Origin of the sequence: Chitinophaga vietnamensis (genome assembly GCF_902167635.1) — a bacterium.
GTDB lineage: Bacteria > Bacteroidota > Bacteroidia > Chitinophagales > Chitinophagaceae > Chitinophaga > Chitinophaga vietnamensis.
In genome coordinates this window covers 187,684-210,882 of sequence record NZ_CABHMS010000005.1, presented here as the reverse complement: position 1 = coordinate 210,882, position 23,199 = coordinate 187,684, and the positions used below count along the sequence as shown (strand labels likewise).

Sequence of the window (23,199 nt, the reverse complement as noted above, 5' to 3'; positions counted from 1 at the left end):
ATGTACATGCAGGTTATAAGGCCATTGTTACGCGTGTTTCTCTTTGTTTGTCTTTTCTTTGCCGCCACGGCGGCAGAAGCCCAGCATAAGAAGAGGCCCCTCCCTCCTATCCCGCCGCCAGATACGCTCCGGACGCCCGACAGCGCCACCTTGAGCAAACGCCTGAGTAACCTGGCCAAAGATTCTTCCAACAAGGCCGGCATTCACCGCTCGGATACCAGCGTGGCGATATTGATCAGTCGCATTGAAAGTTATACCCTGCTGCTGAACCAGGAGATGGCCTCGCTGCGCCGTGGATTCGATACCTCGGCCATCACCGAAGAGATGCCACTGGTGGACGCTTCGCTGGATCTCGTCAAAGAAAATATTGCAGGCCTGAACCGCACGCCCAACATCAACGATATCTATACCAACAAGATCATGCTGGACCAGCTGGACCGCAAGCTGGACTCCTGGCAGGATCTGCTGTTCGACTACTACAGCAAACTGGTGAACATCAATGATACGATACATTCCCTGCGAAAAGATACTGCTATGCGCAGCATCCCCGCGGAAGGCGAACTATATGGCTTTTATATCGGGCAACTCAGCACGCTGATCATGAAATTTCATGCGGTGGACAGCGCCAACCGCATTAATCTATTGAAGATAGGGCTGCTGCAAAACAAAGTAGCCAACCGCTACATCGAGGTGAGCAACCTGGCCGGAGATATGGACTATCGGCTGGATCAATTTACCGCACAGATGCTGAACCGCGACTACCGCTACATCTGGAAGCCGCATCGCGACAGCATCAATCCACTGGATTTCTTCCCGGTAGTAAAACAATCTTTGCACAAGAGCACCAAGGTGCTGGGCATTTTCTTCTCCATACAATGGCCGGTATTCTTCATCTGGCTGATGCTGGCAGGATTATTTTCGTGGTGGATATATTACAATATGCGGCGCATCAAGCAGCGGCACGCTGAAGAGGAAGCCGAGGCCATCATGCAACATTCGCAGTATGTGTACCGGTACCCGATATCGAGCACCATTATATTTGTGACGACTTTGTCATCTGTGTTGTCTGTCCGTTATCCTATTTTATATACAGAGATCAATGGCGCTCTGACGATGATTTCGCTCACTTACATCTTCCGTACCGTCTTCCCGAAAACATTATTCAGGAACTGGCTGCTGTTGATGGCGCTCCTGTTCCTTTATGGTTTGAACAACCTGTTGATAGAGATCACATACGTGGAACAATGGGGGCTGCTGATCGGCAGCGTGCTCTCTATTGTGCTGGGGGCAAGGCTTTTGAAGGAATCTGCCGTTACCACTTTTGTGCAGCCGAGGTATACACGACTGCTATTCAAATCATTTATTTTGATGAGCGCTTTGTCGCTGCTGATGGTGTTGTTTGCCCGTGTGAGCTTTGCCAAGATACTCGGTTCAAGTGCAGTGGTGAGCACGGCGCTGGCGATCAATCTTTTTATCTTCGTGAAGATTGTGCTGGAAGCGATGTATTTACAGGTAGAAGCCAATAAGAACACCAGTAGTTTTATTTCCTTTGTAGATTACCAGGAGGTACAGCGGAAGATGAAGACCTTTCTCACTGTGATGGGCTACATTGGCTGGCTGATGATCATTACACGCAACCTGTATGTGTATGACGATATTTACGAGGCGATCTCGGATTTCCTGCTAACCCGCCACCAGCTGGGCAATTCAGACTTCACCTTCAGCAGTGTGATCATCTTTATGCTGGTGATATGGGTTGCGTTCATCTTATCACAACTGATCTCTTATCTTTTTGGCAACACCGGCCAGGAGAAGGCGCCCGGCAAAAAGAACAAGCTGGGATCTGCCTTGCTGCTGGTGCGGCTGGCGGTGCTGGCAGGCGGTATCCTGCTGGCCTTTGCCGCTTCGGGCATTCCGATGGACAAGCTCACCATCGTCATTGGTGCGCTGGGCGTGGGCATTGGCTTTGGCTTGCAGAACATTGTGAACAACCTGGTATCCGGTGTGATCCTGGCATTTGAGAAACCGATCGAAGTAGGCGATGTGATTGAAGTGGGCAGTCGCTCCGGCACGGTGAAAGAGATCGGGATACGGTCGAGCAAAATATCCGCCCCTGACGGTTCCGAAGTGATCGTTCCCAATGGCGACCTGCTATCGCAGCAACTGGTCAACTGGACGCTGAGCAACCGTACGCGCCGTGTGGAACTGACCATCGGCGTGGGTTATGGCAGCAATGTGCAGCAGGTGAAAGATATCCTGCTGGGCGCTTTCAAAGGCCGCGAAGGCGTGATGATGGCGCCGGAGCCAGTGATCCTGCTCAGCCAGTTTGCCGATAATTCCATTAACTTCAAGGTGTATTTCTGGATCAGCGACCTGGGCACTGCCGGTACGATGCAGAGTGACGTGATGGCGTATATCTATGATGAGCTGAATAAAGCAGGCATCGAGATGCCTTATCCACAGCGGGATCTGCATATCCGTTCAGTGGATAACGAGGTGTTGCAGCAATGGCGTCCGCCGGCTCCCGGGAAGGATGTTTAAAAAAAGTTTCAAAAAAACGCGGGATACATTTTGAATTTTCGTTTATAAGCCGTTATCTTTGCACTCCCGTTTTGAGGAATGCGGCCACTGGTAACGTTCTGAAAGGGAAATATGGCGAGGTAGCTCAGGTGGTTAGAGCGTTGGATTCATAACCCAAAGGTCTCGGGTTCAACTCCCGATCTCGCTACAGATAAAAAGCCGCATCTAATGATGCGGCTTTTTATATTGGTTCACATTCAATACTATCACTCACAATCATTGCAGCAATCAAGCGCTTTTCGACTGCATCGCCCCTCCGACTCACTCATCTCTGTGAACCGCTCAATGAGGCTTTCTTCATGCGTTTTTAAGTTGGAGTTTTGATAAAAGATCCGGCTATTTTATTGTCTTGTCCAATTCCAAAAAATCAACGGATGAAACAGTTATTAATACTATCTGCCACAAGTCTGTTACTGTTAGCAGCTTGCAGCAAGAGCGCCCATCCATCTCCCGGCCCCAATCCACCTCCGGTCACTTCAGGCGCTTTTGATTTTTTGAAAAACTCACAATGGGTAGGAACCTATCATATTGTTTCCCCGGGCACACAGTACGACCCGCCCTGCTGCCTGCAATTCAATGGAGACAATACCGCCGTTACCCTATATTCCAATTTTATATTTTATAATCAGAACCGGTCGGGCTATATATACCTGGACAGCATTCAAGGGACGATAAAAAGTATAAAGAAAGTAGATTACTTAGGTAATCCGAACCAACAGGATACCAGTCAGGTAGGCATTGAGCTGATCTATGCCGCCACGGCAGATACGCATAGGATAATCATTTCGGCAGACAGGAACCAGATGACCAGCTCCACCACTATCGCCAATGCCTATAATTTCAATGCGATCATTGCGGCGAAACTGGCGCCATTCCCGGCTGCCGGATACTCTCTGACCGGCACCAGCTGGAAAGGTAAATATTATGATGGCAATTCTTACCCGGATGTAGCCGGCATTGAATTTATAAAAGATGGTACTAATAATGTGACACGATACCTTAGAAGCGGTATCCTGCTGCATGATGGTGATCAGAAAGCAGTGCAAGCCCTGTATGTTCAACAAGGATGCAGGGTGTATATGAGCGGATTTAATGAAGAAAATCCTCCGGCTGGATTTGTAGGTCGAGCAGTTCCTTATTTTGGCGTATTAGCGCCTGATGGCAAGAGCATGTGGGTACATTCCACTTCCGATCATAGCAGGCTTCCGTATTATGGAGGGACGTCTCCAAATAATCCTTACGGGCCTGTAGGGACCACGCCGGAGATAATCAAGAACTAAAAATGCAAGCAGTCTGTTATTCGAGTTGATCAATATCATCAGCCAGGGTAGCTGCTGCTGTGATCAATTCATGACCGCCCTTTTTAAATGTTCTTACAACTGCGTTGGGTAATTTGTCTGCATAGCGCTTGTGATGGGCAAATGCGACTATTTCATCGTCTTCTGCCTGATAAATGAAAATATGATCAATAACAGGAAGGCGCTCATTAAAATCATCTTTCAGTTTAAAGACCGCGTACTCCCATCCAGGCTCCCCCCAGAACGGGGCTGACACCAGGAAAAGCGCTTTGATATTTTTAATTCCCTTTTCTTCCGACAATAATTTTAGTAATACTGAACCTCCCAGAGAATGTCCTATCAATACGATGGGCGCATCCAATACTTTTAGTTGTTGCAGGATCACTGCTTTCCAGGGTTCATAGTCCGGCGCTTCCTCCCGGGGCATCGGGGGATAATGAAAGGACATATTTCCTTTCACGTATTTTTGTAATTGTTCTACCAGTAACCGATCTAACGCATAGGCGCCTTCACCGGCGCCCTGAATAAACAGGACATTCATCTTCTCTTTTTACACTAAAAATAATAATTCATTTTAACTATGGGCTTTCTTCGCTCTTGTTTTTGCGGCCTTTTTCGCGGCTGCTGAACGTTCGCGCGGACCTTTTGTTTGTGCTGCCTTTTTTGCTGCGGCGGAACGTTCAGACTTTGTCCGTTTCGTTGCTGCACTATGCGCCTGACGAGAGAGCGCCTCATGAGACGCAGCCGTTGTGCTTTCTTTCTTCAAAGCCTTCACCCTGGCTTGTGAGCGCGTTTTTGAAACAGGTTCATGCTTTTGCCCTTTTTCATAAGATCTTTCTGCGCTCTTGCGTGTTTTTTCGGATACAGCTCCTGCTTTGGGCGGTTTCAATTTTACTCCGGCACGACGGGCCTCCGATAATCCAATGGCAATAGCCTGTTTGGCGGATCTTGCACCATGCTCGCCTTTACGGATCTTTTCTATTTCTTTATGTACAAACTCACCAGCTTGTGTGGTGGCGGATTTACCCTGACGTGCAGCTTTCCTCGCCCGCTCAATTGTTTTCTTTTCTGGCATAAGACAATTTTTTAAGTGTGGTAAATAATCTCTTCCATCCAGATGCCGGCAATATCCAAGCCACCTCAATACTTTACGATATACGCAGGTTATCAGGCATTGCCCGTGGCGTTTGACGGACAGAATGCGTAATAAAACCTACAGCATCATGGCTGGAGCAGCCCGTGCAGTAAGGGTTTCAAGGATATGACCTGTGTAGACCCGATCCTGTCTGGCGGTATTTTGTATCTTTATATTTGAAAGATCACTACATGCATTTCCAGTTAATTGCAGCTCCGGCGCCACTCAAAAATTATGTTCAGCATTTCTGGATGCTGGAACATCGAACGAATGATCTATCACATAAAACATTCAGGGTGATGTGCACCGGCGCGCCGGGGCTTATCTTTCAGGAGAACCCTGATGCTTATACTGGTTTCGAAGGAGAGCAGCTGCCGCAATTATTTGTTTTTGGTCAGGCGAAGCAATACGGGCAATTGAGCAGCAGCGGCAGCTTTCGCACGATGGGTGCAAACTTTCATCCGTCGGCGCTCAAGTCGGTATTTGGCCTGGATGCTAATGAGTTAGCCCATCAAAACATCTCCCTCTCTGATCTTGTTAAAACATCTCTGACCGATCAGCTGCTTGGTTGTTGCACGATACAGGAGCGGGTAGCCTTGCTCTCCAATTTTTTGCTGGAGCAGATACGTCATCATGAAAACGATAATCAAAAAGTGGCGTATGCTGTTGCGGCTTTGCAGCAGGGTACGGATATATCCGGCGTGCTCAACGATCTTCAATTATCTGAACGATCATTGGAGCGGCTTTTCCATTCGCATGTGGGCATTACGCCGATCCTGTTTGCACGTATCTGCCGCTTTCAGTCGTCCATGGCGCTTTTGCGCGGGGGCAGGTTTCATTCGCTCACAGATATTGCACATACGCTTGGCTACTACGATCAGTCTCATTTTATCCGTGATTTCAAATTATTTTCCGGTGCGAGCCCGGGTATCTATTTGCGCAAGGCCATTGAGCGGATGCCTGGTTTTCCCGAATGGGCATCCTAAAAGTGCGCTGTCGGTTTTTTACAATTCAGCTATAGTTGGCGCGGGTAACTTTGCTTCAAATTAAATCAACATTTATGCAAAAGACGATACCGGATAATACCGCAGTGCGTACCGCTTTGTGGAGAGCCCTTCATGTACAGATCGATGCGCCGCCGTATATACTGGAAGATGAAACCGGTCTGCAACTGATTGCGCCGGATGCCGGCTGGCAGCAGCGTCCGGATATGCATCCGGAAGGAACGAAGCCTGCGCGCATGTCGATTGTTACGCGGGCACGTTTTGTAGAAGACCTCGTGGAGACAGCCATCAGCCGTGGCGTGCGGCAGTACGTGATCCTGGGCGCCGGCCTGGATACCTTTGCTATACGGCGGAAAGACCTTGGTTCGAAAATAACCGTCTATGAAATTGACGAACCTGCCACACAAGCCTGGAAGAAACAGCGTATAGGCGAGCTTGGCTTTGACGTACCTCACCTGCACTTCGTGCCTGTTGACTTTGAAAAAACATCCAACTGGCTGTCGCCCCTGGCGGATGCAGGCTTTGACATGAAAGCTCCTGCCGTAGTGGCCTGCACCGGGGTGAGTATGTATCTCACACAGGGAGCGGTTGCCGGTTTGCTGCAACAGGTAGCTGCGATGGCGCCCGGTTCAATGCTGGCTATGTCTTTCCTGATCCCAGTGGAATTGCTGGAACCCGCAGAACAACGTTTATTGGAGATGGCGATGAAAGGAGCTGCGGCGGCAGGCACGCCTTTCCTTAGTTTCTTTACGCCGGAGCAAATGCTGGAACTCGCCGTGAAGGCGGGTTTCCGGGATGTGAAAATTATATCGGCCAGCGATCTGTCCGCAAAATATTTTGCAGACAGACAGGATGGCCTTGCGGCATCCAATGGAGAACAGCTGCTGGTGGCTGATAGCACCATTTGAACTGTTCGGAAAACCCGAACAGTTGCTATTTCCAACTGTCAAGGTATCCTTGACAGTTACTTCTTTCTCGAAGATAAAAACACTGTAAAAACAAGAAAGCTTCACGTAATTATTTGTCTATTTTATTATTTTGATATTTTGATATTTAGCCTCCGGGAAAACATTCCTGGAGGCTAAATATCAAAATATCAAAATAATAAAATAGACAAATAATTTAAAACACCTCTATCACTGATGGGTCTCCTTGTGTTGTCACCACCGGGGCCGGACTTGCTATTCCTGAACCGGGATCGTATGTGTAAATACCAACACCGGTAACTGATGAAGCAGAGAATAATATCTTCCCTTCAAATGGCACCACATAGCCAGAATAGCCGTTGGTATTGGGAATACCTATTTTGGTGATCGTTTTTGCCGCCAGGTCCAGTTTGAACGCGCCATAGGAGCGATCTGTCACATAGTTAGGCGGATTGCTTACCAACGAAGGAATATTGCCGGTTGCATAAACAATACCGTTACCTGCATAGGTGAGATAATGCAGGTAGTTGACAGTGGCAGATAGCCCGCTGATCGTGGCTTTGGAAATATTGAAGAAATATGCCGGATCGAAAGTGGTTTCACCATTGCGGATACGCAAGATGCCTGCATCCTGTCCGGGCACAAAGCCATATGACCCAACGCAATTAATATACAGGTCTCCTTTCTCATCAAAGAACATAGAACGCGGTGCATCAATGCTACCGGCCCAGGTAGTACGCGCATCGGTAGTACTGGTGATCTTCTGGCCATTCTTCAGGTCCACTATCAACACCTGTGCGGGATGCGTACTGGTATAACCATTAGATGTTTGTGTAACAGCAATATAAAGTTTGCCATTCCCGTACACCATGTTGGAGGGATTGGGAGTACTGCCTGCGATAGCATAGGCGCGAAGATCGATCGTGCCGGTCAGTTGCATGGTCACTGGATTGAACCGTACTACTGTTCCGGTATTGTATAAGGTGCACCAGGCGCTGGTATCGCTTTCAAAAGCGAAGCCTGTAGGCTGTGATGCAGCGGGCAATACCAGGCTGCCACTCTCCGAGAGCTGGCCATTGCCACTGCGGGTGTACTTTTTCAGTATATCGCCTCCACGGTTGGGTATTACAAAAACGTCGTTGTTGCGGGTATAAATAAAAGGTACGATAGACGAGGGTCTTGCGTTGATATTTGTATAACTGCCTACACCCAGATCTTTCAGTGTTCCTATATAAGATACCTGTGAAGAACCGTTACTGATGCTGGTAACCACCAGCAGTTTGTCTTTTCCGTCAGATGGGCTATTGCCTTGCTGGTCCTTCTTGCAGGCCGCGCCCGACAGCAAGGCGGCGAAGATCATCCACCTGGTAAAATGATTTTGTTTCATAAAAATATCTGGTCTTGTTTTTTACTGATTTTTCCCGAACAGCAGGTAGCGCAAACGCAGGCGCCAGGTGCGGCCGGGCAGCGGATTGTTGTAGTTGTTGATCATCACGGCATCGCCTATATTATGCACTTCTGCAGTGATGGTATAACGGTTACGCCTGAACGATTGCTCCCACGCTATGTTGTGTGTATGATAGGCAGGTATGGTGAGATCGTTATAACTACTCACGGCAAATCCGTAGTCAAACTGGTGTACGTAGCTACCTTCATAGATGATGCGCATCCGGCAATACCGTAGTGGCCAGCCGTCGCGGTGGAACTCCAGGTTCCAGTTGGCAAAGAAAGACGGAATGTTGGGCAGCTGCATCCGGTAGGTGGGATTGGGCACATGCGATGTGCCGGGCAGGTAAGGCATTGCATCCGTAAGGCGCTGGTAAGTAGCGTTGGCAGATACATAAAACTGTTTACTGAGATCATATTTCACTTCTGCATCTGCGCCGTCGATATGCGCTTGCTGGTAATTGACATACCCCACAGAAAGCCCGTTGCCCGCCAGTTGTATCAGGTTCTCCACACGCATGTGAAAGATATTTGCTTCGAGCTGAAGGCGGCGATCGCCGGCATGTACTTTATCGTATAGCCATCCTATTGTGGCGTTGTGGGCAATCTCCGGTTGCAAAGTGATAGCAGGCGTTATCAAGGCGCCATCCCCGAAAAGCTCCGATGGCAGCGGCATACGCAGCGCCCGCTCATAGCTGGCCTTCATCAGCAGCCAGGGAGTGAAGTTGTACCGGGCGCCAAGGTTATACCCCAGCTCCTGTTGCGTGTTGGACACCTCTTCCGGTGCGCCGGTGATATATACATTTGTGTTATACCCATTCACTTTGTAGTAGTAATGCTTCCCGGAGGCCGATAGCAACAGGTTATCATTGATCAATGCACCTTCCAGCGTAAGCCCGCTAACGGTGTTGAATAAACGCCCGGGATAGTTGAAGAGGTTCTTTCCGGCGAAAGCGTTACCCAGACTATCATCCGGCTCGAACCTTGCTGCGCGGAACGTATTGTTCAGGTTCAGGGACCAGTCTTTATTGAGCTTGTAGTTCAGATTGAAACGGTGCCGGGCCTCACGCTGCACAGTGGTGCTCAGGTTAGGCCCTACTCCCAGCTCTCCCTTACCCAGTATGCTTGGATAAGCGCTGCCATCCCAGTTGTACATATTGGAAGACGTATCAATGAGATGTCCGGTAAAACCGGCAAGGATGAAGTTATAGCGCAGATCAAGTTTGCCTTTCAACAGTTTTTCCTTCCGGAGATTGAGCGCTAGGATGCTGGCACGGGAGCGGGTTTCCACGTGCTGTACATTGCGTTGGATGCCTTGTATCTGTTTATAGTTGTCCATATAAACTGCTTCCAGCTCTGCTTCATCAAACCAGGCTTTGTGCATACGAAAGCTGGCGCCTGCGAGCAGGGAGCGATAGCGGTCGTGATCGCGGCGTATCCGCAAACCGGGCTGATAAGGCGACGACATCACATAATCATTGGCGGCATTGGTATAGAAAATTCCGGCGCCAGTTTCTATCCCTGGTTTATCAAAAGTTTTCTTTCCCAATATGGAGGCCTGTGTGGTATGGTTGGCACTTTGTGTGACGCTGGCATCAAGGTAACTGATATCACGATGTTTGATCACAATGTTCACCGCGCCGCCGAGGCCATCACCGCCGAGCCAGGCCGGTACAGTGCCTTTATATATCTCCACGCGCTCGATGAGCTGCAAGGGAATATCATTGATGCTCAAACTGCCATCGGGCGTATTCAAGGGATTGCCTTCAATGAATATCTGCACCCGCTTGCCTTCCAGGCCTCTTATTGAAATGCGGGCATCGCTGCCCAGGCCTCCTGTGAGGCGGATCTGCACGCCTGCTTGTCTGGCCAGCATCTCGGTAAGGTTGCTGGCCCTGTTCTCTATGTCTTTGGACGATAATATCGTTACCGGCACTACGCTACGCTTCAATGCGGCAGCGCTCTCCTTTGCCGGAGCCTGACTGGTAACGTTCACTTCCTGCAGTGCGTGCACTGTTGTGTCTTTTGTGGTTCCTGTGGTCTGGGCGAAAGAACATATCGGCCAGCATAGCAATGGCGCCAGCCATCTCCCTATCTGATCCTTCATATTTTAACCTGGTATGGAATAAATGGGTAAATATTTTTTGAAACACTGTTGCATTTATAATTATTTTTGAGCAAAAATAAGGCAAGCATATTCCCGGGATTTGCCTGAAAGGGAGTATGATTTGCCTGAAAAGGAGTTTATTATGCGAGGAAATATCATAGCGGGAAACATCTCTGAATCTTATGATTCAAGCCAGCTATATGCCGACCCTATGGATATCAATGTAGAAACGGTATCTTTTGATTTCGGCGCGATCCACGGCACACGTAAGAGCTATTACTTTGACGGCGGCGCTATCTTCCATATAAAAGCCTTTGCAGTAAAGGATTACCGCCTGCAGGCAGAACATGATGCACTGGTAAAGCTGCATTTTTGTTTGAATGGGGAGAGAAAATCAGGCATCCCTGCTGATCATCAATACTTCCACACGCGAATGCGGCAGCATAATGTCTATTATTTCAAGCCTGGCAATGGTTATATCGATTTTTGTGCGGGCCAGGAAATGGAGTTTGTAGATATCTGCCTGGATGCCTCCCTGGTGCAGCGTTTGTTCACGGCCTATCCACTGGCCTTTCCGGAACTGCTGGATGCCATACGCCACCAGCGGTTCTTTCAGCTCTCTCCTGCCCCCTTGCCCATCACGGCAGCCATTCATACTCAATTAACAGACATCCTGCATTGCAATGTTACCAGGCGCCTGAAGCGTGCCTTCTTCGATAACAAACTGCTGGGCCTCCTGCTACTACAGCTCGAACAGGCTCAACACAAAGCGCCTGCGTGCCGCTACAGCAGCCCGCATGACCTGGAAAAACTTGAGGCGGCCAGAACATTGCTGATCACACAACATGCCTCCCCTCCTTCCCTGCGGCAGCTGGCAAGACAGGTAGGCATCAACGATCATAAATTGAAAAGAGGTTTCCGGGAACTGTATCACAATACTGTGATGGGCTATCTTACCGATTATAAAATGGGGTTGGCCCATGAGCTGCTGAGCAGCGGCAACTATTCCATCTCTGATGTGTGTTACAAGCTGGGATATAAGTCGGTAGCGCATTTCTCCAGGCTATTCAAGAAAAAATGCAGCATGAGCCCGAGCCAGTTAAAGAGCAGGCATTAGCTTACCATTTTATTTTCCTGATCAGCTGATCAGGCGGCAGGTTCACATCTGCGGGGATATCCGGTATCAGTTTATTCACACCTGTTTTGCCGGCCGGGCGTATCCATTCTTTCACGCCGAATTTCAACTGGATACCCGTATAAGGAAGCTCCACCCCGTAGTTCTCACCAAAATGTGTAGGGTGGCCATTCTCCGGCGATTGCCCTGCCAGCTGCGCGATGCCGTTATCTTTTACAAGTGTGGCGAACATGATGGCGCTGGAAAAAGTTTTCGGGCCGGTGAGCACGATCACTTTCCCGTTGAAGCGGTCTTTGATACTTTCAGGAGGCGTGATCGTATCCGGATCAAAATGTACAATGTCGCCTACGGCGGTATGTTCATATACTTCATCGTTGGAGTGCCATGATTTCATCAGATGGAGGTATTCATCACTGCGCCGCCAGTTGCAGGCATAGCCTATGTAGGGTTTGTTCCAGATATGGTTGATGATGATGTCGCCTACGCCGGAATTACCGCCTGTATTGTGGCTTACATCTATCACTAGCCGGGTAATGCCATCGAGGTGTATCTGATGAAAGATGCTGTCGATATTATGTTCATAGATCGCCATTTCTTTATCGCCATGGCAGGAGAAAGAACGTGCCAGCAGGTAGCCGCTGCGGCCGTAGCGGGTGTAAGAGATATTGGCGGAAACATCTTCTTTACGATCATCTATGATGTGCTGCTTTACTGTTTCCGGCAGGAAGAGCGCGGAATGTTCGTCTTCCAAGGGCGCCAGTGCAGGCTTTGCGCGCTCTAAAAATTCAGCAGCGCTGAGCGGTGCAGTGATACGCGCTTCCATGGAATCCAGGTAATGCGTGTATTGCTCTTTGGTAAGCACAGAAAAAGGATTGGCATGCGCATTGAAAAGCTGTTGGCGGATGAAACGGAAATCTTCCTGTAAAGCGGCCACCGGGAAGGTGTTTGTTTGTGCTTTCAGGTAGATGGGAAGCAGCAACACAAGCAGGCAGATAAAGTTCTTGGGCATAGCGCTGGATGGTTTATGGAAGAAGATACAAAATATAAAGCCCGCGTATCCCGGACTGCCGCTTATTTTTTCAGCTTGATAGTTATATTGATCTGCAAATGCTTTTCGCCCGCCCCGCAGCAGCGATAGATTCTTGATTCGTAATCCGTAATTTTAACCCATGTTCCAGCAATCAACAGACGCCTTGCATCATTTCAAGGTGATACGCCTGCACAGCAATAGCGGCACAACTGATGAATTTAACACCTTGCAACGTGATGAATATTTTCAGATCATCTGGCTTCATAACGGCAAAGGCACGCATTCCATCGATTTGCATGAGTATGTGTATGAGGGGCCTGTGGTGTTCATCATTGCGCCGGGGCAGCTGCATAAGATCATACCGCAGATACCTTCAGACGGCTACCTGTTGAAATTTGCGCCCGGCGTATTCAGTCATGAGAAAGATTTTTTTGACTACATGCTGGATACCTGCCTGTTTGATCGCGTGAATGCCTGCCACACCATTAAGATACCGGTATCGCTGCAACCATTGCTGGAAGAGGTATTTTCACGGATGCTGGAAGAATACCGGCAGCCGGGCAGCGGGACCGACAAACTCTTTACGGCTTACCTGCGTATACTCGTCACCCATCTGAACCGCGTGAAGAGAGCGCTGCTGGAAGAAGGCCCTGCCCTCAATCACCCGCAGTACGAGCTTTTCAGGGCATTCAGGATCGCGGTAGAAAAACATTACCGGCAGGAACATGCCTTGCCATTCTATGCGCAATTGTTATCTGCTACGGTACGTCAATTGAATAATGTTACCCGTAAATATGTGGATAAATCGGCTGGAGAGATTATACAGGACCGGCTGATATTAGAGGCGAAACGCCGTTTATACCATGATACCCGCAGCGTAAAGGAGATCTGTTTTGAGCTGGGCTTCGAAGACCCCGGCTATTTCACCCGTTTCTTCAAGAAGCACGCCGGTATTGCCCCGCAGCATTTCAAGGCGCAGCGCCTGGAAGGGTATGATGTCGAAAAGTACAAGTAATCTGCTTCATTGTCCATTCCCTGTTTTTGCTATTGTGCTCAACTTTGCAGCATTAAAACTTTACTATGAACAATCGTACAGCAATTATAACAGGAGCTTCATCTGGCCTGGGAAAGGCCATGGCACTGTATTTCCTGGAGAAAGGCTTTAACGTGGTGGCCGGCGGCACCAGTGAAACAGGCCTCCAGGCGGCATTTGCCGCTACCGGTATGCCGGCGCAACTGAAACTGGTGGCAGGCGATATCCGTGAACAAGCCACCGCGAAAGCGCTGGTAGCCGCTGCGGTGGAGCATTTCGGCACGGTGGATGTATTGATCAACAATGCCGGCATCTTCCAGGGCAAGCCTTTTCTTGAAGTAGAAGAAGCAGACCTCGACCTTTTTATGGATGTGAATTTCAAAGGTACTTTCTTTCTTACGCAGGCGGCGATACGTGAGATGCTACAGCATGGCGGCGGCGCCGTCATCAATATCGGCACGGTGCTGGTAGATCATGCCATCGGCGGATTTCCTGCTACGGCGCCCATCGCCAGCAAAGCGGCCATCCATGCGCTCACGCGGCAACTGGCAGCGGAGTTCGGGCCGCAGAATATCCGCGTGAACACGATCGCGCCGGGCGTGATCCGCAGCCCGCTGCAAGCCAAGAGCAGCGTGGATAATCCTGATGCGCTGGGAGTGCTGTCGCTCCTCAACCGCATCGGTGAAACAGAGGAAATCTCCACCCTCGCCTGGCATCTCGCCACCAGCAACTTCATCACCGGAGAGATCTTCCGCGTCGATGGCGGCCACACTGCTGGTCATCATCTCCGTAATTAACATTAATATAATGGGTAAATTTCCCATTTATTGAGTTACTTGTGCACATGAAACAGTTCATCTTTTTATTTGCAGGTCTTGCCTTCATGAAAACCGCCCTGTTTGCCCAGCAGATGGATGTGCAGGCGCACCGCGGCGGCATGGGCCTGATGCCGGAAAACACCATCCCCGCCATGATCAACGCCGTGAAGCTCGGCGCCAGAACGCTCGAACTCGACTGCATCATTACAGCGGATAATAAAGTAGTGGTATCGCATGATCCTTATATGTCGTCTGAATTTATGCGCCAGCCTGATGGTCGCGATATTCCTAAAGCAGAGGAGAGAAATTTCATCCTCTACAAAATGACATACGACAGCATCCGTAAATATGATGCAGGCACCAAGCCGCATCCACGCTTTCCGCAACAACAGAAGATGCCCGCCTACCGCCCGCTGCTGGCCTCATTGATCGACAGCGTGGAAGCCTACGTGAAACAACGTAAACTGAAACCGGTATATTACAATATCGAAACCAAGAGCGATCCTGCCGGCGACGGTGTGATCAACCCCACGCCGGAAGTATTTGTATCATTGGTCATGGGCGTGATCAACGACAAAAAGATCGCTGGCCGCGTCACCGTTCAATCATTTGATATCCGTACCTTACAGCTGATCCACAAACAATTCCCGCATCAGCAATTATCCTTGCTCACTTCCGGTAAAGACAGTTTTGAGAACGAGATCAAAAGACTGGGCTTCGTACCCGACGTGTACAGCCCCTTCCATGGCAGCGTAACACCCGAACTCGTGAAAGCCGCGCACGACAAGCATGTAGCGGTATTGCCCTGGACGGTGGATGAAGAAACCGATATCAAACGCCTCAGCGCCTGCGGTGTAGATGGTATCATTTCCAACTACCCCGACCGCCTGGTGAATATCTTCGGCAGTTATCAGAATAAATAAATATTATAATAAGGCCCGGGCCCTTGAAGCGTAGAAGGCGCTTCAAGGGCTCTTTTTATTTCGCAATCAATACCATATTTTTATACCCCTGAATGGTGAACAATAAAACCGGGGAAGCAATATGGACAGACCGCTAACTGAGGAGTTATTGCTCCAACGGCTAGCGCAGGGTGATGAGCGTGCCTTTGCGCATTTATATGACCAGTATCAACCAAAACTATACTTGTTCATTTTCCCGCTTACAGCCTTCTCAAAGCAGGATACAGACGAGGTGATACAGGACATCTTTTTTAAAATATGGTTGAGGAAAGAAACCTTGACAGGCGTAAAGTCCATCCAGGCTTATCTTTTTACGATGGCCCGCAACCGGCTACACGACCTGCGGACCCTGCATGTACGGCAGCGCGAAATGATCAGCACCCTGGAAAACCACCAGCCGCTCCACCATTCCGAAGTGCAGGAGAACGCACAGTTCAATGAATATACCGCCATTGCGCGGCAGGCCATCAACCGCCTGCCCGCGCAAAAAAAGAAGATATTCTCCCTTCGCAATGAAAAAGGTCTCTCCCTCGATGAGATAGCCGAGGAACTACAGATCACCAAATTTGCCGTAAAGAAACAATTATACGATGCCATCCGCTTCGTCAAAGAATACCTGAAATCCAATGCAGGATTGGATCTCCCATTAGTATTGCTGTTTTTCTTCTACCGATAAATTTTTTTTCTTCCCGGAGGTGTTCTTTTCAAACGCACAAGCGTCTTATTAGTGACAATGACTACACGTAACCATATAACTGTTTTATTGGAGAAATATGCTGCCGGCACTATTAGCGCCGAAGAGCAAGAGCAGCTGTCGGCCGCCATCAGCGCGGCGGACGACGCACTGTATACGCAACTGTTACACGACTATGAGCAGGTGGTGATGAGCCATACCACCACGCTCCCGCCCGATGCCCGGCTGTTTGCACAGCTGAAAAGCCGCATCACCGCTATGGATCAGGAGCTCGCAGCTCCCCGCGTGATCCGCTGGAAACAATATGCCGCGGCCGCGGCAGTAGCGCTGCTGGCCGTATGGGGCGCACAGCATTTCTTCTTCCGCCATAATGCTATTGCTCCCACTGCACAGCAGCTGCCGGTGCCCGGCGGCAACAAAGCCATCCTCACACTGGACAATGGCGCCACTGTAGCGCTCGACAGCGGCAACAAAGTGATACAGCAAGGCACTGCGTCTATTTATCAAAAGAACGGGCAGATACAATACAGTAAAACAACGGGCGCCGTTGCGTACAATACCTTGTCAACGCCCCGTGGTGGCCAGTTCCAGGTAGTGCTGCCTGATGGCAGCCATGTATGGCTCAATGCCGCTTCTTCCATCCGTTACCCTACCGCCTTTACCGGCCATGAACGGAAAGTGGAACTTAGCGGTGAAGGATATTTCGATATCTCGCCGGATGCGCAGCGTCCTTTTGTTGTGAGCTGCGGCGGAACGGCAATACAGGTGCTCGGTACGGAATTCAATGTGATGGCCTATTCCAACGAGCCGGCGCAACAGGCCTGCCTCGTCAGCGGCAGCATACAAGTGATACATGCCAGCGGCAAAACCTTGCTGCAACCCGGCAGGATGGCGTTTATCAGCGCCAACGACGTTACCGTAAAAACGGCCGATATAGAGCAGGTAACCGCATGGAAAAATGGCCAGCTATCACTCAACACCACCGATCTCAAAAGCCTGATGCGACAGGTAGAACGATGGTATGATGTAGAAGTAAGATATGAAGGAACGATCCCTGACAGGCAATTTGGCGGGCTTGTCAGCCGTAATACACAGTTATCAACCTTAATCCAGTTCCTGCAGGAAAGCGGGATACACATTAAAGAAGATGGACGTATTATCACCGTGATGCCTTAACAGCTGACAGTAGCAATCATTTCAGGTCATTCGATTTTGTGCATGGCGTTTCTCGGAATGAGAAAGGCCCTTGCTATGCCCGTATACCTGCCAATATCAGAATAGTAAAAATCAAAAACCAACCAAATGAACTTTTCGCCAACCAAAATGCTGATGGTTATGAAAATGACTGCCATCCTGATGCTGACCGCGATGTTACAGGTCAGCGCCAGCACCTATGCACAGCGGGTGACCTTGTCGCTCCGAAAAACGCCGCTGGAGAAAGTTTTCAGCGTGATCAGAAAGCAAACCGGCTATTCCTTTTTTTGGGATCAGCAGCTGCTGAACAAGATGCTGCCGGTAAATGTAGACATACAGGATGCCTCCCTCACTGAAGCGCTGGATGCCTGTCTTCAAGGACAGCCGCTCACTTACGAGATCAGGGAGCGCGACAAGGCCGTGTTCATCCGCCGCCGCGCGCCCCAGATAGTTGACGATGTCAACGATCAACAACCGGTACGCCTCAACGTACATGGCCGCATCACCGATGATCGCGGCCTGCCGCTGGCCGGCGCCACCATCGCCATCAAAGGCGCCCCGAGAGGTACCACCACCAACGAAAAAGGAGAATTTGAACTGCGAAATGTAGAGGAGCAGGCCGTACTGGTGATCAGCATGCTGGGCTATCAGCCTGCGGAATATAAATTGAACGGCCGTGTGATCGTCAATGTTTCACTTGCGCGCAAAACGCAAAACATTGGTGAAGTGATGGTGAGCACCGGTATCTTCAAACGCCGCCAGGAGAGCTTCACCGGCGCCGCCGCCACCTATTCCGGCGAGCAGCTTAATACTGTCGGCAACCAGAACGTGATACAGAGCCTCAAATCTCTCGATCCTTCTTTCATCGTCATAGAAAATAACCTGGCAGGGTCCAATCCCAATGCCATGCCCAATATGATTATCCAGGGGAAATCAAGCATCATCGGTGTTGTTGATAAATTCCAGAAAGATCCAAACCAACCATTATTCATTCTCGATGGCTTTGAAACTACCCTGGAAAATATTATCGGTCTGGACATGAACCGCATCGCATCCGTAACGGTATTGAAAGATGCATCATCCACCGCTATCTATGGCTCCAAAGCCGCCAATGGCGTGATCGTGATCGAAACCAAACTGCCGCGCCCCGGCCGGATGAACCTCTCGCTCACCATCGATAATACTACTTCTTTTGCAGACCTGCGCGACTACAACATGATGACGGCCGCAGAGAAACTTCAGTTTGAGAAGCTCGCCGGCATTTACAAAAAAAGTGAAGACTATATGGGCCAGCGCATCACGCTGGACGAGCTGTACAACCGCCGCCTCAACGACGTGATGAGCGGCGTAAACACTTACTGGATGGGGTATCCCATCCGCAGCACCACCATGGCCAACACCTATTCCGTTCAGGCCGATGGCGGCGATAACAAATTCAGGTACGGACTCGGATTCAAATACCGCAACGAACCCGGCGTGATGAAAGGCTCACAACGCAATACCGGCGCGGCTAACGTCGATCTCGTATACAAACCCGGCAGGTTCTCCTTCTCCAACAGGATATTGCTCAACACCTTCACCGCAAAAGAATCCGAGTATGGCAGTTTCTCTACTTATGTAAATACGATCCCGTATTATAAACCCAATTTTACCAATAAATATCTCGATACGGTCTACGACAACTACGGCGGCGCCGCCGCTTATTACGTCTGGAACCCGCTCTACCAGGCCATGTTACCCAAGAAAGACCAGACCGTGGATGTGCAGTTCTCTAACCAGTTCCAGTCGTACTACATGATCAACGACCAGTTCAGGATTGAAGCCAAACTGGCATTGACCTACGGCACCAACGAACATGAAGTATACCATTCTCCCGGCATGGAAGAATTTAAAGACCTTGATATTTCGCAAAAAGGAAGCTACACCAATAACCGCAGCCACAGCTTTAATTACCAGGGATTCCTGCAAGCCAGCTATGGCAAAACCTGGGGCAAAACGCATGAGGTCAACATCGTGCCGGGCGTCTTCATCGATGGCAGCAAAGCGGTGAACAATGGCTATCTGGCCGTGGGCTTCCCGGATGTAGCACAGATATCGCCTTCCTTTGGCAGTGGCTATCCTGTGGGCGGATCGCCTACCTATACATCGGCGGTAACCCGCTCCCTCAGCGGTTTTGTGAACGCCTACTATGGCCTTTGGAGAAAATACATGGTAGATTTTGACTACCGGAGAGATGGTTCATCTATCTTCGGCGCCAACAAACGCTTCACCGATACCTGGACAGTAGGCCTCTCCTGGAACCTGCATAACGAAGCCTTCATCAAGCGCGCCCGCTGGATCAATTACCTGAAACTGCGCGGCAGCATTGGCAACCCGGGCAACCAGAACTTCGCCTCCTATAACTCTTTCACCACACTCGTTTACAACGCCAATGCCCTCAACTATTTCGGCCTCGGCACACAGGTAGATACCTGGGGCAATAACAATCTCGCCTGGCAGAAGACTTTGAAGAAATCACTCGGCCTCGACGTGAGATTGTTCAACGAACGTATATCCATGGTCGTTAATGCCTACAACAACCTCACCGATCCATTAGTGGTAAAAATGGATAATGCGCCTTCCGTTGGCAGCAGCAACGTAATGCTCAACGTAGGCCATGCCCGTACCAAAGGCATGGACTTCACCATCAGCGGCGCCATCATCGATATCCCGAAAGACCGTATCTCCGTGCGCCTCAACGTTATGGGCAAGCGTGAAACCACCACCTATGGCGGCCTAGGTGATGCGTTACAGGTAATTAATTATAACAACCAACATGCGGTAGATAACCACGATCAGAAACAGGATTACAATTCTATCAACATCAACCTGCAACGTTATGTAGATGGCGGTCATCCTGATGATCTCTGGGCGGTACGTTCCATGGGCATCGATCCGGCTACCGGCCGTGAATTGTTCCTCACGCGTGATGGCCAGCTCACTTACAAATATGATGTGGCCGATATCGTGAAAGTAGGTAATTCCATGCCGCTCATGCAAGGCGTGATCGGCGCAAGCGCCCAGTACAAGGGCCTCTCCGTGAATATCGGGCTGCGTTATATGCTGCGTTCACAGCAATTCAACAATGCCTTGTTCAGCAAAGTGGAAAACCTTTCCCGCGAGCAGATCTACAACCAGAACCTCGACAAACGCGCACTCTATGAACGCTGGAAACAGGTGGGCGATAAAGCGCAATTCATCGGCATCCCCGACCTCAGCTATGGCGGCGCTTTAGGTGGCACTAATATGTCGTCGAGATTTATACAGGAAGAAAATACCCTCTCCGGCGAAACTATCTCGGCCACTTATAATTTCTATCAATCCGCCTGGCTGAAACGCGCCGGCCTGCAAGGGCTCTACATTACGGGCTATATGAATGATATCTTCCGTTTGTCGAACATCAAGCGCGAACGTGGTATCGATTACCCTTATGCCCGGTCGTTCTCTTTAAAGCTCAATGCCACTTTCTAAACACCTAAAGGAAAATTATGAACAAGGTTCTGAAAAATATATTGATCGCGGCACTGGTAACCGGTGGTATCAGCAGCTGCAACAAATACCTGGATGTGAAACCGGAAACAAGCGTATTGCAGGATGATGCCTATCAATCGGAAACGGGTTTCATGCAGCATCTCAACGGCGTGTACCTGGCCTTGTCTGCACAGGATATGTATGGCGGCGCCATGACCATGCAGATACCTGATCTGCTGGCGCAGCGCTACTTCCAGAGCGCGTCTCCGACGCATTACTCCTATTACGAGATCGCTACCTTCGACTATACGAATACTGTTGTGAAGCCGGTATTTGCCGCCTACTGGGCATCGCTTTACAAACAGATCGCCAATGTGAATACGATATTGGATCATATCGACGGGCAGAAAAACGTTTTCACCCATCATAATTATGAGATGATCAAGGGAGAAGCGCTCGCATTGCGTGCCTTCCTTCATTTCGATGCCCTGCGGATGTTTGGGCCGGTGTATAAATCATCCGACTCCACCCGCAATGCCATTCCCTATTACAGCCGCTGGACACAGGTGCCACAGCCATTCCTGCCGGCCAACCAGGTGATCGACAGTTTGCTCCGCGATGTGCAGCAAGCCAGCGCCCTGCTCTCCCAGGACCCCGTGATCCTCAATGGTCCCAATGGTGATCCTACTTATCCCTATGCTGCTGCACGCAACCTGCGTTTCAACTACTATGCAGTAAAAGCGCTGGAGGCCAGGATACATCTGTATCGTGGTAACAAGGCGAATGCGTTCGCCGCGGCGCAAACAGTGATCGCGGCGCAACCTGGCAAGTTTCCTTTCACTGCCACCAACGACGGCGCCATCAAAGCAGATCCTTCCCTGCTGGGTGATTGCCTCTTCATGGCGCAGAATACAAAACTCGTCAACAGCTACAATACCTGGTTTGCCTACACGCTGCAAGATGCCGACCTGCTGGCGCCCCGCGCTGATATGCTCAACAGCATTTATGCGGATGCCAGCGATGTACGCATCCGCTCCGCCATATGGAACCTGCCGCCCGACGGCTCCCGCACCATCAAATGCTTCCTGAAATATGCGCCGCTGTCGCAACAGAAACCAAACACGATGGTGCCGCTCTTCCGCGCTTCCGAATGCTACCTGATTGCCGCAGAATCCGCGCCCGACGCCACTTCCGGCCTCGGCTACCTCAATACCCTGCGCGTTGCCAGGAATATTGCCGCTTTGCCGGCTAACGCAATGCTCAACGATGAGATCAGGAAAGAATATATGCGTGAATTTTATGGAGAAGGACAGCTGTTCTATTATTACAAACGCACCTTTGCCACTTCTATCCCCAATGCAGCCACCACTTCCAGCAGCGGGAAAGTGACCATGAGCGCCACACAATATGTGGTGCCCATCCCGGATCAGGAGCTCACGGTTCATCATCCATAATCTAAAAAAATCAACCAATGAAAAAGATCATCATATTCTTCAGTGCCTTGCTCGTCATCTCCTGTAAAAAAGCAGAGCTGATGCGCTTCCAGGCACATAACAATATATACTTCAAACCTACGCCCAGCTATAATTACGTGCGTACTGCCGATGATAAAGGCGTACTTTCCATCCGCTCCTTCGACGCAGCGAAAGTAGATACCGCCGCCATGGATACGCTCTACACCAATTTCGGTTTCTATTCCGACAACCTGCCCGAACTCAGCATCATGATGGAAGTACAAGTCATGGGCGATACTTCTGCACAGAACCGTCCGATCAAACTGTCTGTTGTGAATAGCACGGTGCCTGCCAGCCTGTTCACCATCAAACCGGAAGACTGCGTGCTGCCGCATGGCACTATGAATACACTGATACCGCTCACTATCCGCAGGGCCGATACCCTTCGCAGCGGCTTCCAGTATATCACGGTACAACTCGAAGCCGGCAACGACCTGGCCACCGATTACCGGCAAGTGAAAGTGAAGAGTAACCCCGACAGGTTTAAAACCACTGTGCAACGTACGTTTGCGATCACCGACAACCTGCCGGTACCTTCCTGGTGGCTGGGCTCCGGCAGCATAGGCGCTTATTGCCTGGGCAATTATTCTGTTACTAAAATGAAGATGCTCATCAATGATATGAACATCCCGCTGGCCACCCTGCTCAACGACCGGCCCGATATCGGCTACCTCTTCGCGCTGGCGCAGTTGTATAACTGTCATCTCGCGGAAGCCAGGAAAGCCGGGCATCCCATCCAGGATATGAACGACAAAACCGGTCAGAAATTCGATATGGAACCCAGCGTAGGCGGCGGTAACCTCTGCGATTAAT

At 50.0% G+C, this 23,199-nt stretch carries 18 protein-coding genes and 1 tRNA gene; 14 read left to right on the top strand and 5 right to left on the bottom strand.

Features of this window, described 5'->3' with window-relative positions:
* Positions 1–6: 6 nt before the first annotated feature.
* The 3 genes from FPG75_RS14995 to FPG75_RS14985 all read left to right on the top strand — a co-directional run bounded on the left by FPG75_RS14995 (position 7) and on the right by FPG75_RS14985 (position 3,860).
* Positions 7–2,541 (top strand): mechanosensitive ion channel family protein, encoded by a 2,535-nt coding sequence (locus FPG75_RS14995; protein WP_161596817.1) that lies wholly within the window; start codon positions 7–9, stop codon positions 2,539–2,541.
* A gap of 113 nt (positions 2,542–2,654) precedes the next feature.
* A tRNA-Met gene (locus FPG75_RS14990) sits at positions 2,655–2,728 on the top strand.
* 226 nt (positions 2,729–2,954) lie between these two features.
* Entirely contained in the window at positions 2,955–3,860 is a 906-nt protein-coding gene (locus tag FPG75_RS14985; protein ID WP_143307678.1) for a hypothetical protein, read from the top strand.
* Positions 3,861–3,876: 16 nt separating this feature from the next.
* On the opposite strand, the gene FPG75_RS14980 is transcribed toward FPG75_RS14985, so the two are convergent.
* Both FPG75_RS14980 and FPG75_RS14975 read right to left on the bottom strand, forming a co-directional pair.
* Positions 3,877–4,419 (bottom strand): alpha/beta hydrolase, encoded by a 543-nt coding sequence (locus FPG75_RS14980; RefSeq protein ID WP_143307677.1) that lies wholly within the window; start codon positions 4,417–4,419, stop codon positions 3,877–3,879.
* A 33-nt stretch (positions 4,420–4,452) separates the two neighbouring features.
* Positions 4,453–4,953, bottom strand: coding sequence for a DUF6496 domain-containing protein (locus tag FPG75_RS14975; protein ID WP_143307676.1), 501 nt, complete (start codon positions 4,951–4,953; stop codon positions 4,453–4,455).
* Between the two features lie 251 nt (positions 4,954–5,204).
* Here FPG75_RS14975 and FPG75_RS14970 point away from each other — a divergent pair, with 251 nt between their 5' ends.
* Both FPG75_RS14970 and FPG75_RS14965 read left to right on the top strand, forming a co-directional pair.
* A complete protein-coding gene (locus tag FPG75_RS14970) occupies positions 5,205–5,999 on the top strand; it encodes an AraC family transcriptional regulator (protein ID WP_143307675.1) in 795 nt (264 codons plus the stop codon).
* Between the two features lie 74 nt (positions 6,000–6,073).
* Positions 6,074–6,925, top strand: coding sequence for a class I SAM-dependent methyltransferase (locus tag FPG75_RS14965; RefSeq protein ID WP_143307674.1), 852 nt, complete (start codon positions 6,074–6,076; stop codon positions 6,923–6,925).
* Positions 6,926–7,139: 214 nt separating this feature from the next.
* Here the strand turns inward: FPG75_RS14965 and FPG75_RS14960 are convergent, their stop codons facing one another.
* Positions 7,140–8,330 carry an NHL repeat-containing protein gene (locus tag FPG75_RS14960; RefSeq protein ID WP_143307673.1) on the bottom strand — a complete coding sequence of 397 codons (1,191 nt, stop codon included), beginning with the start codon at positions 8,328–8,330 and terminating at the stop codon, positions 7,140–7,142.
* 21 nt (positions 8,331–8,351) lie between these two features.
* Complete coding sequence (locus FPG75_RS14955) at positions 8,352–10,496, bottom strand: TonB-dependent receptor plug domain-containing protein (RefSeq protein ID WP_143307672.1); 2,145 nt, start codon at positions 10,494–10,496, stop codon at positions 8,352–8,354.
* Between the two features lie 142 nt (positions 10,497–10,638).
* On the opposite strand from FPG75_RS14955, the gene FPG75_RS14950 reads away from it, so the two are divergent.
* On the top strand, positions 10,639–11,613 hold the full coding sequence (locus FPG75_RS14950; RefSeq protein ID WP_143307671.1) for a helix-turn-helix transcriptional regulator: 975 nt from the start codon (positions 10,639–10,641) through the stop codon (positions 11,611–11,613).
* 1 nt (position 11,614) lies between these two features.
* Here the strand turns inward: FPG75_RS14950 and FPG75_RS14945 are convergent, their stop codons facing one another.
* On the bottom strand, positions 11,615–12,640 hold the full coding sequence (locus FPG75_RS14945; protein WP_143307670.1) for a S41 family peptidase: 1,026 nt from the start codon (positions 12,638–12,640) through the stop codon (positions 11,615–11,617).
* 160 nt (positions 12,641–12,800) lie between these two features.
* Between FPG75_RS14945 and FPG75_RS14940 the strand changes: the two genes are divergently transcribed.
* From FPG75_RS14940 to FPG75_RS14905, 8 genes are all read left to right on the top strand, one after another.
* Positions 12,801–13,676 carry an AraC family transcriptional regulator gene (locus FPG75_RS14940; protein WP_143307669.1) on the top strand — a complete coding sequence of 292 codons (876 nt, stop codon included), beginning with the start codon at positions 12,801–12,803 and terminating at the stop codon, positions 13,674–13,676.
* A 65-nt stretch (positions 13,677–13,741) separates the two neighbouring features.
* Positions 13,742–14,491 (top strand): SDR family NAD(P)-dependent oxidoreductase, encoded by a 750-nt coding sequence (locus tag FPG75_RS14935; protein ID WP_143307668.1) that lies wholly within the window; start codon positions 13,742–13,744, stop codon positions 14,489–14,491.
* Positions 14,492–14,538: 47 nt separating this feature from the next.
* Positions 14,539–15,435, top strand: a complete 897-nt coding sequence (locus FPG75_RS14930; protein WP_143307667.1) for a glycerophosphodiester phosphodiesterase family protein — start codon at positions 14,539–14,541, stop codon at positions 15,433–15,435.
* Between the two features lie 121 nt (positions 15,436–15,556).
* Positions 15,557–16,150, top strand: a complete 594-nt coding sequence (locus tag FPG75_RS14925) for an RNA polymerase sigma factor (protein WP_143307666.1) — start codon at positions 15,557–15,559, stop codon at positions 16,148–16,150.
* A gap of 57 nt (positions 16,151–16,207) precedes the next feature.
* Positions 16,208–17,344, top strand: a complete 1,137-nt coding sequence (locus tag FPG75_RS14920; RefSeq protein WP_143307665.1) for a FecR family protein — start codon at positions 16,208–16,210, stop codon at positions 17,342–17,344.
* A 159-nt stretch (positions 17,345–17,503) separates the two neighbouring features.
* Positions 17,504–20,872, top strand: a complete 3,369-nt coding sequence (locus tag FPG75_RS14915) for a SusC/RagA family TonB-linked outer membrane protein (protein ID WP_161596816.1) — start codon at positions 17,504–17,506, stop codon at positions 20,870–20,872.
* A 17-nt stretch (positions 20,873–20,889) separates the two neighbouring features.
* The gene (locus FPG75_RS14910; RefSeq protein WP_143307663.1) at positions 20,890–22,326 is read left to right on the top strand and encodes a RagB/SusD family nutrient uptake outer membrane protein; all 1,437 of its coding nucleotides are present in this window, start codon (positions 20,890–20,892) and stop codon (positions 22,324–22,326) included.
* 17 nt (positions 22,327–22,343) lie between these two features.
* Positions 22,344–23,198, top strand: a complete 855-nt coding sequence (locus FPG75_RS14905; RefSeq protein WP_143307662.1) for a DUF4843 domain-containing protein — start codon at positions 22,344–22,346, stop codon at positions 23,196–23,198.
* The last annotated feature ends 1 nt before the right edge of the window (position 23,199 follow it).

Excerpts from the sequence above, each read along its gene's own strand:
- FPG75_RS14905 (WP_143307662.1), top strand. The coding sequence starts at position 22,344 with ATGAAAAAGATCATCATATTCTTCAGTGCCTTGCTCGTCATCTCCTGT.
- FPG75_RS14965 (WP_143307674.1), top strand. The coding sequence starts at position 6,074 with ATGCAAAAGACGATACCGGATAATACCGCAGTGCGTACCGCTTTGTGG.
- FPG75_RS14975 (WP_143307676.1), bottom strand. The coding sequence starts at position 4,953 with ATGCCAGAAAAGAAAACAATTGAGCGGGCGAGGAAAGCTGCACGTCAG.
- FPG75_RS14980 (WP_143307677.1), bottom strand. The coding sequence starts at position 4,419 with ATGAATGTCCTGTTTATTCAGGGCGCCGGTGAAGGCGCCTATGCGTTA.
- FPG75_RS14910 (WP_143307663.1), top strand. The coding sequence starts at position 20,890 with ATGAACAAGGTTCTGAAAAATATATTGATCGCGGCACTGGTAACCGGT.
- FPG75_RS14950 (WP_143307671.1), top strand. The coding sequence starts at position 10,639 with ATGCGAGGAAATATCATAGCGGGAAACATCTCTGAATCTTATGATTCA.
- FPG75_RS14995 (WP_161596817.1), top strand. The coding sequence starts at position 7 with ATGCAGGTTATAAGGCCATTGTTACGCGTGTTTCTCTTTGTTTGTCTT.
- FPG75_RS14985 (WP_143307678.1), top strand. The coding sequence starts at position 2,955 with ATGAAACAGTTATTAATACTATCTGCCACAAGTCTGTTACTGTTAGCA.
- FPG75_RS14960 (WP_143307673.1), bottom strand. The coding sequence starts at position 8,330 with ATGAAACAAAATCATTTTACCAGGTGGATGATCTTCGCCGCCTTGCTG.
- FPG75_RS14920 (WP_143307665.1), top strand. The coding sequence starts at position 16,208 with ATGACTACACGTAACCATATAACTGTTTTATTGGAGAAATATGCTGCC.
- FPG75_RS14955 (WP_143307672.1), bottom strand. The coding sequence starts at position 10,496 with ATGAAGGATCAGATAGGGAGATGGCTGGCGCCATTGCTATGCTGGCCG.
- FPG75_RS14925 (WP_143307666.1), top strand. The coding sequence starts at position 15,557 with ATGGACAGACCGCTAACTGAGGAGTTATTGCTCCAACGGCTAGCGCAG.
- FPG75_RS14945 (WP_143307670.1), bottom strand. The coding sequence starts at position 12,640 with ATGCCCAAGAACTTTATCTGCCTGCTTGTGTTGCTGCTTCCCATCTAC.
- FPG75_RS14935 (WP_143307668.1), top strand. The coding sequence starts at position 13,742 with ATGAACAATCGTACAGCAATTATAACAGGAGCTTCATCTGGCCTGGGA.
- FPG75_RS14915 (WP_161596816.1), top strand. The coding sequence starts at position 17,504 with ATGAAAATGACTGCCATCCTGATGCTGACCGCGATGTTACAGGTCAGC.
- FPG75_RS14970 (WP_143307675.1), top strand. The coding sequence starts at position 5,205 with ATGCATTTCCAGTTAATTGCAGCTCCGGCGCCACTCAAAAATTATGTT.
- FPG75_RS14940 (WP_143307669.1), top strand. The coding sequence starts at position 12,801 with ATGTTCCAGCAATCAACAGACGCCTTGCATCATTTCAAGGTGATACGC.
- FPG75_RS14930 (WP_143307667.1), top strand. The coding sequence starts at position 14,539 with ATGAAACAGTTCATCTTTTTATTTGCAGGTCTTGCCTTCATGAAAACC.